We start from the raw sequence: 13,445 nt of genomic DNA, 5'->3' as shown, positions 1-13,445 counted from the left end.
TTATTCTACCCAAGATTTATAATAGGTGCCATCATCAATCTTCAAGGCATTTTCTGTTACCTGAAGCGGTTTGAAAGTATCTATCATTACAGCCAATTCATGTGTTTCTTTTTTACCAATACTTGCCTCATAAGTTCCGGGGTGTGGACCGTGAGGGATTCCAGCAGGATGCAGAGAAATATAACCTGGGCCAATCCCTGTTCTACTCATAAAATCACCATCCACGTAATACAATACTTCATCAGAATCTATATTGGAGTGGTTGTATGGAGCGGGAATTGCCTTTGGATGGTAATCATACAATCTTGGGCAAAATGAGCAAATGACAAAAGCCCCTGTTTCAAAAGTCTGATGCACTGGAGGTGGTTGGTGCACACGACCGGTAATAGGTTCAAAGTTATGAATGGAAAACCCATAAGGATAATTATATCCATCCCATCCTACAACATCGAACGGGTGAGTGGCATACACAAGTGTATGTAACATACCTTGCTTTTTTACTTTCATTACAAACTCACCTTTTTCATCATGCGCTTGCAAATCCTGGGGCAATTTATAGTCACGTTCGCAGAATGGGGAATGCTCCAAAAGCTGCCCAAACCAGTTTCTATACCTTTTAGGTGTATAGATAGGATGGAAGGACTCTGCGAACAATATACGATTGTCTTCTGTATCAAATTCAATTTGATAAATCATCCCGCGTGGAATGATCAGATAATCACCATATTCAAAAGGAATATCTCCCAAAAAAGTCTTTAAAGTACCTGTTCCCTTGTGGATAAAAAGCATCTCGTCCGCATCCGAATTTTTATAAAAATACTCGGTCATCGATTTTCTTGGAGCCGCTAACCCAACATGCACATCGCTATTGACCAGCATGGGCTCACGTGACTCCAAAAAGTCGTCTTTGGGAGCAACATCAAAACCTATAAGTTTACGAGAGGCAATATTCTTTTCAACTGCAATTTTTGGACTTAGGTCAACTGCTTTGCCAATTGCAGAAACCTGTGTAGGTCTGTGCACATGATAAAGCAGGGAAGACATGCCATCAAAACCAATGGTGCCAAATAATTGTTCATAGTAGAGACTCCCGTCTGGTTTAGTAAACTGGGTGTGTCTTTTCTGCGGAATTTTTCCGAGTTTATGATAAATTGGCATAACTGAAAGTTTTAATTAGTGCAAAGTTCCTCTAAGTTCTTGTTCACGCTCAATAGCTTCAAACAGTGCCTTAAAGTTACCTTTTCCAAATGATTGCGCGCCTTTTCTTTGAATGATTTCAAAAAACATAGTTGGTCTTGGCTCTACTGGGCGAGTAAAAATCTGCAAAAGGTAGCCTTCGTCATCACGATCAACCAAAATACCCAGTTCTTTTAAGGGAGCAATATCTTCATCAATTTCACCAACTCGGTCCAGAACGGCATCATAATATGTATCAGGAACTTTAAGGAATTCAACCCCTCTGCTTTTCAATTGCCTAACGGTAGAAATTACATCATCAGTGGCAACTGCAATATGCTGTACCCCTTCGCCTTCATAAAAATCAAGATATTCTTCTACTTGGGATTTTTTCTTGCCTTCCGCTGGTTCGTTTATCGGGAATTTTATACGTCCGTTACCGTTGCTCATTACTTTGCTCATAAGAGCGGTAAAATCAGTTGAGATATCCTTATCATCAAAAGATAGTATTTGAGTGAAACCCATAACATTTTCATAGAAATCTACCCATTCGTTCATTCTGTTCCACCCTACATTGCCGACCATATGGTCCACAAATTTTAACCCAACGGGGGAAGGATTGTAATCGGGAGTCTCCCATTTTCTAAATCCAGGAAGGAAAGTGCCATTGTAATCTTTTCGTTCAACAAAAACATGAACGGTTTCTCCGTAAGTGTAAATTCCCGAACGTACAATTTTTCCATCGTTATCTTCTTCCGTATAGGGTTCCATGTAGGATTTTGCGCCACGCTCCATGGCAGTGTTATATGCATAGGTAGCATCATCTACCCAAAGTGCTACAACTTTAACACCATCACCGTGTTGATCAATATGACGACCAATGTCAGTACCACTTTTTAACGGAGAGGTCAGAACCAATCTAATTTTATCCTGAACTACTACGTAGCTTTCCTTATCTTTTACACCGGTCTCAAGACCTGCATAGGCCAAGGATTGAAAGCCAAAGGCGGTTTTGTAAAAATGCGCTGCCTGTTTGGAATTACTAACATAGAGTTCCAAATAGTCAGTGCCATTTATGGGCATAAAATCTTTGGCGGAATCATGTAGTTTGGGTAGTGCTGTTGCTTCCATGGATGCTATATTTTAAAGTTTAATAATCAAAATTGTTGTTAATGCAACAAAAATAGTAATTTTGAACTAACTTTTGGTTTGTACAAGACAAATTGTTGTTAATTTTTTCATCTTTAGCCCAACGAAATTAATTTTGAGCAGAGTACAGATATTTTAATGCCTTTTAAGCACAAGAAAGAGATTATGCTGAATCAAATTGATGAAATATCAGGAATAGGATTGCACTTGGATCTGGTGCTACGCAAGGTGCAGGATGCATACCTTAGAAAGTTCAGGGAATTGGGGGTTGAACTTACTATTGAGCAATGGGTAATTCTTTATCGAATATATCAACTGGGCGAAGAGGTTTCTCAATCTGATATTGTTAAATCCAATTTTAGAAATAGAGCGACTACCTCTAGAGTTATTGGAGGACTAGAACGAAAGAACTGGATTGCCAAGACGCGTTTTAAAGGCGATTTAAAGCGTTTTAAGCTGGAGTTAACCCCAGAAGGACAACATATCATCTCTAAAATGGAACCTCATACCAACCTTTTGCGAAAACAGGCCATAAAAGGGTTGGACACTTTAGAGTTTGAAACCTTTTTAAAGGTTTTGGACCGGATTGGCGAAAATTATGAAGAGTTGCAATAACTCTTAATTTGTTGCGGCCTTTATCTTTTCTGGTTGCAATTATCTTAATCCTTTCTTAAAAAGGGGCGTTTGGGTTAAAATAGCATATAACATGGGCAAATATGTTGTTTTAAGGGGTGTTTGGTTGCCTGAATTTTACAGCATATTAATTGAAAATTATTTCAATATGAAAAAGTTAAAGCATTATCCAAATGTTTGGCAAGCTTCTCCCTTTTCAATGGAGATGTTTGCACATTATGAGAAAGAGGCTCGTATTAACAATCAAGAAACAGAGATACAAAAACAAGAGATAAAAAAAGAACAAAAATCAAAATTTAAACTAGCCTTTGGCTGGTAAGCAAAAAACGAACATTTAGATAAAAAAAAGGCACCGAACAGGTGCCTTTTTGGATTTTAATGAGCCTCCAACCAATTGTCGCCAATACCTACTTCCACATCTAAAGGAACGGCTAGGGTATAAGCATTTTCCATTTCATTTTTGATTAGGCCTTTCACCTCCTCGAGTTCTGGCTTGTAGGCATCAAAAACCAATTCATCATGAACTTGCAATAACATTTTGGTTTTGTAGTTTCCTTCTGTTAATTTCTTGTGGATGTTGATCATGGCAATTTTTATGATATCCGCCGCACTTCCTTGGATTGGAGCGTTTACGGCATTCCGTTCTGCCGCGCCACGCACTACTTGGTTCCCGGCATTGATATCTTTTAGATATCTGCGTCGGCCCAATACAGTCTGTACATAGCCGTTGTCACGAGCAAAATCTACTTGTTCCCCCATATAATTTCTCAGTTTAGGGTAGGTCTTATAATAGGTTTCAATAAGTTCTTTGGATTCTGCGCGGGTCAGGTCGGTTTGATTGCTTAACCCAAAGGCGGAAACTCCATATATAATTCCAAAGTTGACTGTTTTGGCGTTGCCCCTTTGCTCACGGGTTACTTCTTCAATAGGAACATTAAAAACACGAGAAGCGGTGGAAGCATGAATGTCCTCTCCATTCTTAAAAGCTTCTATCATGGTGTCTTCCTCACTTAAAGCTGCAATGATTCTAAGTTCTATTTGTGAATAATCAGCCGCTAGGAGTGTGTAGTTTTCATCCCTTGGAATAAAGGCTTTACGCACTTGTCTACCTCGTTCTGTACGAATGGGAATGTTCTGTAAATTAGGATTATTACTGCTCAGTCGGCCAGTTGCCGCTACAGTTTGCATATAATCCGTATGTACACGTCCACTATGTTGCTGTACCTCATTGGGCAAAGCATCAACATAAGTACTTTTTAACTTGGCAAGCCCTCGGTAATCCAAAACATTCTGAATGATTTCATGGTCTTTGGCCAAATATGAAAGTACATCTTCCGCAGTGGAATATTGCCCTGTTTTTGTTTTTTTGGGCTTGTCCACCAATTTCAGCTTGTCGAAAAGGATTTCACCCAACTGTTTTGGTGAGGCTATATTGAATTCTTGCCCAGCAGCTTCGTAAATTTTGACCTCCAGGTTTTTGATGTCATTGTTCAAATCCTCAGAAAGAGAACTCAAGAAATCTTTGTTTAGATTAATGCCCTCTGTTTCCATATCCGCTAAAACACGAAGCAAAGGAATCTCAATCTCTTCGAACAACTTTTCCGTCTTTGCTTCTATCAACTCTGGTCTAAAATGATGTGCTAACTGCAAGGTGATATCGGCATCTTCCACCGCATATTCTACCTGTTTTTCCAAAGGAACCTGTCGCATGCTCAATTGGTTTTTCCCTTTTTTTCCGATAAGCTCGGTAATGGAAACCGGGGTATAATTTAGGTACGTTTCTGCCAAAACATCCATATTATGGCGCATATCTGGATTGATCAGATAGTGCGCTAACATGGTATCGAACAGTTTTCCATTTACCTCAATACCATAGTTGTTCATCACTTTGATATCATATTTTAGGTTTTGGCCAATTTTTTCAATTTTTTCTGATTCGAAAAAAGGACGAAGCTGCTCCAAAATTTCATTAGCCGCTTCCTTGTCTTCGGGAATGGGAACATAAAAACCTTTTTTCGCCTCCCAACTAAAAGCGATCCCTACCAATTCAGCTTCCAACGGATTGATGGAGGTAGTTTCAGTATCGAAACAAACAGAGGCCTGTTTCATTAATTGATCTATAAAAAGTTTCATTCCTAACCCGGGTGAGATACCTTGATAAAAATGTGCAACGTTGGTAACAGTATTTCTGCTGTTCTCGTCTTTTATTGTAGCGGGTGCATTTTCTGGACTTCCTCCAAACAAACTAAATTGGCCACTTCCCGCTACTTGTGTCTGTTCTTTTGCTTTGGAAGTATTTGAAGTTGGATTTGTCTCAATGGTCTCTTCGGAGAAAATCTTGATAAACTGCTCTTTTAATCTTCGGAATTCCAGCTCTTCAAAAATCTTTTGAACCTTGGGGCTATCGGGTTCAGAGAGTTCATAATCGCTTGCATTGAAAGTTACATCGCAATTAAGATTGATTTCTGCCAATTTTCTTGACAACCTACCTAGTTCCGCATTTTCCTCTACCTTCTCTTTCATTTTTCCTTTTAACTGGTGGGTATTGGCCAAAAGCCCTTCCATATCGCCAAAATCTGCAATAAACTTTTTGGCGGTTTTGTCCCCAACTCCTGGGAGTCCGGGGATATTGTCACTTGCATCACCCATCATGCCCAGATAATCAATTACCTGTTCTGGACGTTCCACCCCAAATCGTTTTTGAACCTCTGGAATTCCCCAAATTTCTATACCATTGCCCATACGAGCTGGGCGATACATAAAAATATTTTCAGAGACCAGTTGACCAAAATCCTTGTCTGGAGTAACCATAAAAACTTTGTAATCCTCTTTTTCTGCTTGTTTTGCCAAAGTGCCAATAATATCATCGGCCTCAAAACCCTCCAGCTCTACAACGGGAATATGCATCGCTTTAAGAATATCCTGTATAAAAGGCACAGCTATACGAATGGCATCTGGTGTTTCATCACGATTGGCTTTATACTCCTCGAAAAGTTCCGTCCGTTCTACACTGCCACCTTTATCAAAGCACACAGCCAAATGATCTGGTTTTTCTCGTTTTATAACATCAAAAAGAGAATTTACAAACCCCATAATGGCTGAGGTATCCATCCCTTTAGAATTAATTCTCGGATTTTTGATCAAGGCATAGTAACCTCTAAAAATTAAGGCATATGCATCAAGAAGAAAGAGTCTTTTTTGTTCGGACATATTTTTAATTGTCAGTTTAGCTTTAGAATTTGACAGATTTTAAAAGTAGAAAAAAGAGTCTAGAAATTAATACAAAGATTCAAGAAGTCTTTTGTCTTTTGCGGCAATATGGAGATCACTGTTGTTTATAAAAGCTCTCCACAGGCTGATTCTCATGGCCATTATTGGTGTATTCCCTGTAAGTGAAACCGGGATGAACGCAGTAGCCTCCAGTTTCGCCTTGTTTGTTTATGGCCAAAAAGCCAATTTGGAAATCTTCTCTACCTTCATTTTTTTTCATGATTCGTTTTACGCCTTCTTCACATGCTTCTTGAGGGCTTTTACCTTGGCGCATTAATTCTACAATTAGAAAACTGCCCACGGTTCTAATGACTTCTTCACCAACTCCAGTGGCTGTGGCACCACCTACTTCATTGTCAACATAAAGTCCGGCCCCAATAATAGGGGAGTCCCCTACGCGCCCGGCAACCTTATACGCCATGCCACTGGTGGTACATGCACCGGCAATATCGCCATTAGTGTCAATGGCAAGCATGCCAATGGTATCATGGTTTTCAATGTTGATGACGGTCTCGTATTTTGATTCTTTTTTCCATTCTTCATATTGCTTTCTGGTACTTTCTGTCAACAAATCTGTTTTTTTAAAGCCCTTTTCATAGGCAAATTGCTCAGCGCCTTTGCCTGCCAATATGATATGTGGTGTATCTTCCATGACCTTGCGCGCTACAGATATAGGATGTGCTATGTTTTGAAGATAAACAACAGACCCGCAATTACCGTCTTTGTCCATAATACAGGCGTCAAGTGTAACATTGCCATCTCTGTCGGGTCTGCCACCCACACCTACGGTCTCATTGCTTACATCTGCTTCTTCAACCATAACACCTTGCTCAACAGCATCCAGTGCATTTCCTCCTTTTTCAAGCACTTCCCATGCTTTTGCAGTAGCGTTCATAAAGTTCCAAGTACAAATGGCAACTGGTTTTGTGACTGCTGTAACTATAGAGGGCACGTCCACTTTGTTTTCAGTTTTGCATGATGCTAGAACAGGGGCAGACAATAACCCAGCAGTGGTGAGACTTGATTTTTTAAGAAACTTGCGTCTTTGCATGATTTGGATGTTTATTTTTAGTCCTGATAAATATAGCAATATGCTCATAGAAGTTTGTGCCAATTCTTTGGAATCTGCTCTTAATGCTCAGGAAGCTGGGGCGGATAGAATTGAACTTTGTTCCGAACTGGGAGTAGGCGGGATTACCCCTTCTCATGGATTAATTGAAATGGTAAAAGAGCGACTTGATATTCCCATCCATGTCTTGATCAGGCCGCGAAGTGGACACTTCAATTATTCTGAACAAGAATTTGAGGTTATGAAAAAGGACATTGCTTTGTGTGTTAAAATGGAAATTGATGGCATTGTTTCTGGTATTCTTCAGTCTGATTTTGTTTTAGATTTTGAACGTACAAAAGAATTGGTAGAGGCTTCAAGACCATTAAAATTTACATTCCATCGCGCTTTTGACTGGATTCCTGATCCTTGGCAAACTATGGAACAATTTGAGGATTTGGGAATAGCTTACGTATTATCATCAGGTCAGCAAACATCTGCCTTAAAAGGATTGAATCTGCTCACTGACCTTAATACGATCACAAAGAAATGTGTTGTAATGGCAGGAGGAGGGATTAACCCCGAAAATGTGGAAAAATTTAAAAATGCGAAACTTAAGGCCATTCATCTTTCAGGCAGCTCATTTGGTAATATGGTTAATCTGAACAACAAGATTTCAATGAATTCTATGGCTCATTTGAAAGAGGGTCAAGTAGCTGTAACAAACAAGGAGACTATTCGTCAAATTGTTCGGGGCGTTAAATAATCGTCAAATAATTATGTTCCTTAACTAAAGAAATATCTTTACAAAAAAACAACTATGCTTCGTTGGGTCATTTTCGTTATTATCTATTTGGTTTTGGGTTTTTATTCTTTGCAGGCCATAAAAACAGCTTCTAGATACCCATGGGTTCATTACCTTTTTATCTTGCTATCTCTCTTTGTGATAGGAAATTTTCTTTATCAGTTTACAGGTACAGATGGGGGCAGGGTTCTTAGCAGACCAAAAAGCTATGCTTTTGGATTTTTATTGGCCATGTTGTCTTTTCAGATGATCACCATTGTTTTTCTGTTCGGCGAGGATATTTTTAGACTTTTTGTGGGTGTTTACCAAAAGATTTTTAGCACCCAAAAAGAGTTTAGCATTCCATCAAGAAGGCGTTTTTTAAGCATTATTGCCCTTGGGATTGCTGCTCTTCCCTTTGGAGCCTTATTGATGGGGATGTATAAGGGCAAGTACAATTATAAAGTGCTTAAATATCAATTGGAATTTGATGACCTTCCAGACGCTTTTGATGGTTATCAAATCACTCAGATTTCAGATGTTCACAGTGGTAGTTTTGATAATAGGAGCAAAGTGACTTATGGGATTGATTTGATCAACAAACAACAAAGTGACGTTATTTTGTTTACAGGGGATATGGTAAACAATAAAATGGAAGAGATGCTGCCCTGGAGGGATTTGTTTGCAAAACTGGAAGCAAAGGACGGAGTATATTCTGTTTTGGGAAATCATGATTATGGGGATTATGTAAGTTGGGAGTCCGAGGCTCTAAAAGCACAAAATTTACAGGATTTAAAAAACCTTCAAAAAGAGATGGGTTTTGATCTTTTGTTGGATTCCCATCGCTATCTAGAAAGGAATGGAGAGAAGATTGCTCTTTTGGGTGTGGAAAATTGGGGTCGCGGCGGATTTAAGAAAGCGGGAGATTTAGAAAAGGCTAAACAAGGCGTCTCTAAAGATGATTTCAAGATTTTAATGAGTCACGATCCTTCGCATTGGGAAGATGTTGTTATCCAGGATGATTATCATTTTCATTTAACCTTAAGCGGCCACACCCATGGAATGCAGTTTGGCGTGGAGATTCCCGGTTGGGTAAAATGGAGCCCGGTTAAATGGCGTTATAAATATTGGGCAGGTGTTTATCAAGAGCTTGGACAATTTATAAATGTTAACCGAGGCTTTGGTTTTATAGGTTACCCAGGTCGTGTAGGTATTTGGCCAGAAATTTCGGTGATTACGCTTAAAAAGAAAGGTTTAACGTGATTTTAACGCACATCTTTTCTTTGCTGAATGGGCAGTCTAGTTAAATTTTAACAAATTTTCTTACTTTTGATTTGTAAACCCTAGAATCACACATGTCCAAATTTGGTGAACTTATAGATTTAAAAGTACCAGTGTTGCTGGACTTTTACGCAGAATGGAACGATCAGTCCACTTCTATGCATCCTGTATTGCGCGATGTTGCGGCAGCTCTTGGCGATAAAGGAAAGGTAATTAAGATTGATGTTGACAAAAACAAAGAGCTATCACAAGCACTCCGTATTAAAGGATTGCCAACATTGATGATTTACAAGAAAGGAGAAATGGTCTGGCGACAGAGTGGCGAACAAGATGCCAATACTCTTATTGGTATTCTGAACGAATATATTTAAAGCGAGCGAGGGTTTCCCCTCGCTTTTTTATTGTTCCAATACTATTGAATCTGGAACAGATTCAATAGTATCAAGAGAAATGGAATCCTCTAAATCAGGGTTTGGAACGGTTTCTTCAAAAGCATCTTCACTATCATCAACAAATTGAGAGAACTTATCAATATACTCATTAAAGATTATCGTTTCTGATTCTGCCAACTCTCTGTCCTGGTTTTCAATAAGAATATCAATATTTCTGCGATAAGCCTGCATGTCCGTTAAAACGTCATCAATCTTATCATACTGTTCGTCAAGGGGGATTCCAGAATAATACTCCAAGCGTTCTTGATATACTTTTTTCAGTTTTTGAAACAAGGCCCTTGCCTTTTCTGTTTCTCCAACTTTGTAATACCCATCTACAAAGGGTTCAACAAATGCATAAAAACCATAGTGTTCCAAAGGTATGTTGGTCATGGCCATTTCAATAATCTCCTTTGCTTTGTCAATCTTGTTCTCTTCAATCAATGTTTCCATCAACCGAGCCAAATTGCTTCTAAAGGAAAGCCCTTGAGAACGTGTTTGGGGATCATGGTAAATATGTTCACTGCCAGAATTGCCCCAATCCCATTTCGTTACAATATCATACATTAACTCGCTATCCACACGCCCCATCTCGAAAGAGCTTCGATTTTTTGTTTTGATCGGGACCAATTTATAAACAAGACCATCCAATTGAAGATAGTCTTTCATCCAAATGTATTCAGCACTATCAAAACTTCCTCCTGAAAAATAAATGGGTCTTTTCCAATCGTTATTGGCAATCAAATCCAGCATCAAGATCCTGTTCTTTGGTAAAGCACTTTGTGGAAGGTCAATATCTATAAAATCTTCTATTAAGGCAGAATCCTTTGCCTTTACCAAACCGCTTTCCAGAACATTCTTTTTATTTACAGGAATTCTGATCTTGTTGGTTGGGTAGTACACAATATCCAAGTTGCTTTCGGGATAATTGCTAAGGTCCGCACCTTGTTTTTCCAATAAATACTTGAATTTGGTTTGAGGTTTATCGCTTCCTATCCAATTGATGAAGTCTTTGATATTCCAACGATTTTCTGTTACTCCTTGATAATATACAGCGTCTCTTGAGCCATAACGATACTTATCATGTGTTAATTGAGAAGGAATGGGTGCGCTCTCATATGTCTTGCGCTTCATTTGGTCTATATACCAATCTGTAGCAAAAAGGCTAGTGTTCACAATACGAACATCGGTTCTGTATTCTTCAATCTCTTGGGCATACCATAATGGAAAAGTATCGTTGTCCCCTATAGTAAAGAGAATTGCGCCTGCATCTTCTTTACAGGAGTCCAAATAGGCCTTGGCGGTTGAATTTGCTGTGTAACGGCCGGAACGGTCATGGTCATCCCAATTTTGGAATGCCATTAAAAAGGGTACGGCCAATAAACATAGTCCTGTAATAAGTGGAGCGGCGATTTTAGCGGACAGCAATTTCCTGAATTCATCAAAAAGTCCGTAGACACCAATCCCTATCCAAATACAGAATATATAAAATGAGCCTACCAGCGAATAATCCCTTTCCCTAGGTTGAAAGATATAGGGGTTGGTGTAGAATTGAATTGCCAATCCAGTAAACATAAAAAAGACAAAGAGTACCCAGAAGTGCTTAGGGTTTTTTGAAATCTGAAAGAGGATTCCAATAATGCCCAATATCAATGGTAAGAAAAAATAGGTGTTTCGCCCTTTATTGTTCTCCCAATCGCTAGGTAGGTTGTTTTGACTACCTAGGCGAAGGCTGTCTATAAACCCTATACCACTGAGCCAATGTCCGTTTTCATCATACCTGCCTTGAATGTCGTTTTGCCTACCTGCAAAATTCCACATGAAGTAGCGCATGTACATATAACCAAACTGGAATTCGAAGAGATAGGTTACATTTTGCCAAAGGGTAGGTGGTTCTACTTCTATGTATTCACTAAATTCCCTTAAAAAGCGAATGTATTGCTCAGAATCCAATTCACCCTGCGCATAAGCACTTTTAAATTGAGATACCGCTTCCCTTAGGTCATTATTGGAAATGTATTCTGATTTTATTCGAAACTCCAATTCCCCAAAATAACGCATGTAGTTTTCTGCATGTTGGTCGCTCCATAACCTTGGGAGTACACCAACATGTTTTTCATTTGGACCTTGAATGGCATTCTTATAATTGTTTACAATTACGTATTTACCTAATTTTTCATCCTTTTCATACTTGGGGCGGTCATCTATATCTTCCCCGGCCGGGGCAAAAGTATCTGAATAGTACGCACCATAGAAAGGGCTCTCTACTCCTGGGTATTGTTCTCTATTGTAATAGGCTAAAAGAGAACGTGCGTCCGATGGGTCGTTTTCATTAACTACGGTTTTTGCATTAGCACGTATGGGCAGCATTAACCAAGAAGAAAAACCAAAAATCAAGAACATTAAACAGAGTACAATGGTGTTCCCAGTGTAAAAGTTATTTTTTCTAGTATACCGAAGAGCAAAATAGAAAGCGGCAATGAAAATGAGGCCCATGATAATACTCCCCGAGTTAAAAGGAAGTCCAATGCTGTTAATGAAAAATACCTCGCTCCAACCAAATAGTTTTAGTACATAGGTCAATGAAAATTTATAGACCAACATTAAAAGTGCAACCACAACAATATTGGCTAACAGGAAGTTTTTTATAGTAGTTGTTTTATATTTTTTGAAGTAATACAAAAGACCAATGGAAGGAATCGCCAAAAAGCCCATGAATTGAATTCCAAAAGTAAGCCCTACTAAAAAGCAAATAAGCAATAACCACCTATTACCTCTGGGGTCATCTAAATTATCGGTCCACTTTAGCCCCAACCAAAGTAATAGTGCCATAATGAAACTTGCCATGGCATACACCTCGGTTTCTACCGCATTGAACCAAAAGCTGTCAGAAAAAGTAAATGCAAGAGCTCCTACCAGACCACTTCCAAAAATGGCAATAGCCTTGCTATTGGTTATAGGTTTCTTTTTGGAGACCATTTTAAGCGTCATATTGGTTATGGTCCAAAATGTAAACAGGACCGCAAAGGCACTTGAAACTACAGAAACCGAGTTTACCATCAAGGCTATTTTAGAGCCGTCTCCAAAAGCAAATATGGAAAAGAAAGCACCGATCATTTGTAAAAGTGGAGCTCCGGGGGGGTGGCCGACCTGAAGCTTTGCAGAGGTAGTTATATACTCCCCGGCATCCCAGAAACTTCCGGTAGGTTCAACTGTTAGTGCATAAACAATAAATGCAACGGCAAAGGAAGCCCATCCTAAGATGGTGTCCCATTTCTTGAAGTCTTTTGCAAACATAAAGATTGGTGTTTACCAAGTTGGGGCGAATTTAGTAAATATAGTAGAGAAGGTTGTTTAATTTTGGAAAAGCTTTAACAGTGGATTGGCTGGAAAATACCTTGGAATGTTATTAAAATATTTGCCTAAACAAAAGTTTGTCTTAAATTTGCACCCTCAATTACGGTAATGGCCTATGGTGTAATTGGTAACACAGCTGGTTTTGGTCCAGTCGTTCAAGGTTCGAGTCCTTGTAGGCCAACAGAGCCCCTTAAAATAATGATTTTGAGGGGCTTATTTTTTTAGAGAGCCTGTAACTTCAATCTTAAAAATCACAAGCATCTGATAATCAAGTTTTTATTTTTTATCCTTCACACTTTTTTTATTCCTTCTTTAC

General features: G+C 39.0%; 10 protein-coding genes and 1 tRNA gene. 6 read left to right on the top strand and 5 right to left on the bottom strand.

Annotation, left to right across the window (positions count from 1 at the left end):
• The gene (locus tag DKG77_RS00395; RefSeq protein ID WP_109659118.1) at positions 1 to 1,158 is read right to left on the bottom strand and encodes a homogentisate 1,2-dioxygenase; all 1,158 of its coding nucleotides are present in this window, start codon (positions 1,156 to 1,158) and stop codon (positions 1 to 3) included.
• Positions 1,159 to 1,173: 15 nt separating this feature from the next.
• Positions 1,174 to 2,307: a 4-hydroxyphenylpyruvate dioxygenase gene (hppD, locus tag DKG77_RS00390; protein ID WP_109659116.1), complete on the bottom strand. Its 1,134-nt coding sequence runs from the start codon at positions 2,305 to 2,307 to the stop codon at positions 1,174 to 1,176.
• A 183-nt stretch (positions 2,308 to 2,490) separates the two neighbouring features.
• On the opposite strand from hppD, the gene DKG77_RS00385 reads away from it, so the two are divergent.
• Complete coding sequence (locus tag DKG77_RS00385) at positions 2,491 to 2,940, top strand: MarR family winged helix-turn-helix transcriptional regulator (protein WP_109661351.1); 450 nt, start codon at positions 2,491 to 2,493, stop codon at positions 2,938 to 2,940.
• A gap of 91 nt (positions 2,941 to 3,031) precedes the next feature.
• Entirely contained in the window at positions 3,032 to 3,277 is a 246-nt protein-coding gene (locus DKG77_RS00380; protein ID WP_109659114.1) for a hypothetical protein, read from the top strand.
• Positions 3,278 to 3,333: 56 nt separating this feature from the next.
• Here DKG77_RS00380 and polA read toward each other — a convergent pair whose 3' ends face one another.
• Both polA and DKG77_RS00370 read right to left on the bottom strand, forming a co-directional pair.
• Positions 3,334 to 6,168, bottom strand: a complete 2,835-nt coding sequence (gene polA / locus DKG77_RS00375) for a DNA polymerase I (RefSeq protein WP_109659112.1) — start codon at positions 6,166 to 6,168, stop codon at positions 3,334 to 3,336.
• Positions 6,169 to 6,283: 115 nt separating this feature from the next.
• The gene (locus DKG77_RS00370) at positions 6,284 to 7,279 is read right to left on the bottom strand and encodes an isoaspartyl peptidase/L-asparaginase family protein (protein WP_109659111.1); all 996 of its coding nucleotides are present in this window, start codon (positions 7,277 to 7,279) and stop codon (positions 6,284 to 6,286) included.
• Positions 7,280 to 7,319: 40 nt separating this feature from the next.
• On the opposite strand from DKG77_RS00370, the gene DKG77_RS00365 reads away from it, so the two are divergent.
• The 3 genes from DKG77_RS00365 to DKG77_RS00355 all read left to right on the top strand — a co-directional run bounded on the left by DKG77_RS00365 (position 7,320) and on the right by DKG77_RS00355 (position 9,712).
• On the top strand, positions 7,320 to 8,042 hold the full coding sequence (locus DKG77_RS00365) for a copper homeostasis protein CutC (protein ID WP_109661349.1): 723 nt from the start codon (positions 7,320 to 7,322) through the stop codon (positions 8,040 to 8,042).
• 54 nt (positions 8,043 to 8,096) lie between these two features.
• The gene (locus DKG77_RS00360) at positions 8,097 to 9,323 is read left to right on the top strand and encodes a metallophosphoesterase (RefSeq protein WP_109659110.1); all 1,227 of its coding nucleotides are present in this window, start codon (positions 8,097 to 8,099) and stop codon (positions 9,321 to 9,323) included.
• A gap of 92 nt (positions 9,324 to 9,415) precedes the next feature.
• On the top strand, positions 9,416 to 9,712 hold the full coding sequence (locus tag DKG77_RS00355; protein WP_097046517.1) for a thioredoxin family protein: 297 nt from the start codon (positions 9,416 to 9,418) through the stop codon (positions 9,710 to 9,712).
• A 27-nt stretch (positions 9,713 to 9,739) separates the two neighbouring features.
• On the opposite strand, the gene DKG77_RS00350 is transcribed toward DKG77_RS00355, so the two are convergent.
• Positions 9,740 to 13,069: a DUF2723 domain-containing protein gene (locus tag DKG77_RS00350; protein ID WP_109659108.1), complete on the bottom strand. Its 3,330-nt coding sequence runs from the start codon at positions 13,067 to 13,069 to the stop codon at positions 9,740 to 9,742.
• A gap of 169 nt (positions 13,070 to 13,238) precedes the next feature.
• Between DKG77_RS00350 and DKG77_RS00345 the strand changes: the two genes are divergently transcribed.
• A tRNA-Gln gene (locus DKG77_RS00345) sits at positions 13,239 to 13,310 on the top strand.
• Positions 13,311 to 13,445 lie beyond the last annotated feature (135 nt).

Source organism: Flagellimonas aquimarina, assembly GCF_003149745.1.
GTDB lineage: Bacteria > Bacteroidota > Bacteroidia > Flavobacteriales > Flavobacteriaceae > Flagellimonas > Flagellimonas aquimarina.
The sequence above is the reverse complement of the archived record's forward strand: the minus strand, read 5'-3'. Positions and strand labels throughout refer to the sequence as shown.

Coding starts and splice junctions, on each gene's coding strand:
- DKG77_RS00395 (WP_109659118.1), bottom strand. CDS start 1,158: ATGCCAATTTATCATAAACTCGGAAAAATTCCGCAGAAAAGACACACC.
- hppD (WP_109659116.1), bottom strand. CDS start 2,307: ATGGAAGCAACAGCACTACCCAAACTACATGATTCCGCCAAAGATTTT.
- DKG77_RS00385 (WP_109661351.1), top strand. CDS start 2,491: ATGCTGAATCAAATTGATGAAATATCAGGAATAGGATTGCACTTGGAT.
- DKG77_RS00380 (WP_109659114.1), top strand. CDS start 3,032: ATGGGCAAATATGTTGTTTTAAGGGGTGTTTGGTTGCCTGAATTTTAC.
- polA (WP_109659112.1), bottom strand. CDS start 6,168: ATGTCCGAACAAAAAAGACTCTTTCTTCTTGATGCATATGCCTTAATT.
- DKG77_RS00370 (WP_109659111.1), bottom strand. CDS start 7,279: ATGCAAAGACGCAAGTTTCTTAAAAAATCAAGTCTCACCACTGCTGGG.
- DKG77_RS00365 (WP_109661349.1), top strand. CDS start 7,320: ATGCTCATAGAAGTTTGTGCCAATTCTTTGGAATCTGCTCTTAATGCT.
- DKG77_RS00360 (WP_109659110.1), top strand. CDS start 8,097: ATGCTTCGTTGGGTCATTTTCGTTATTATCTATTTGGTTTTGGGTTTT.
- DKG77_RS00355 (WP_097046517.1), top strand. CDS start 9,416: ATGTCCAAATTTGGTGAACTTATAGATTTAAAAGTACCAGTGTTGCTG.
- DKG77_RS00350 (WP_109659108.1), bottom strand. CDS start 13,069: ATGTTTGCAAAAGACTTCAAGAAATGGGACACCATCTTAGGATGGGCT.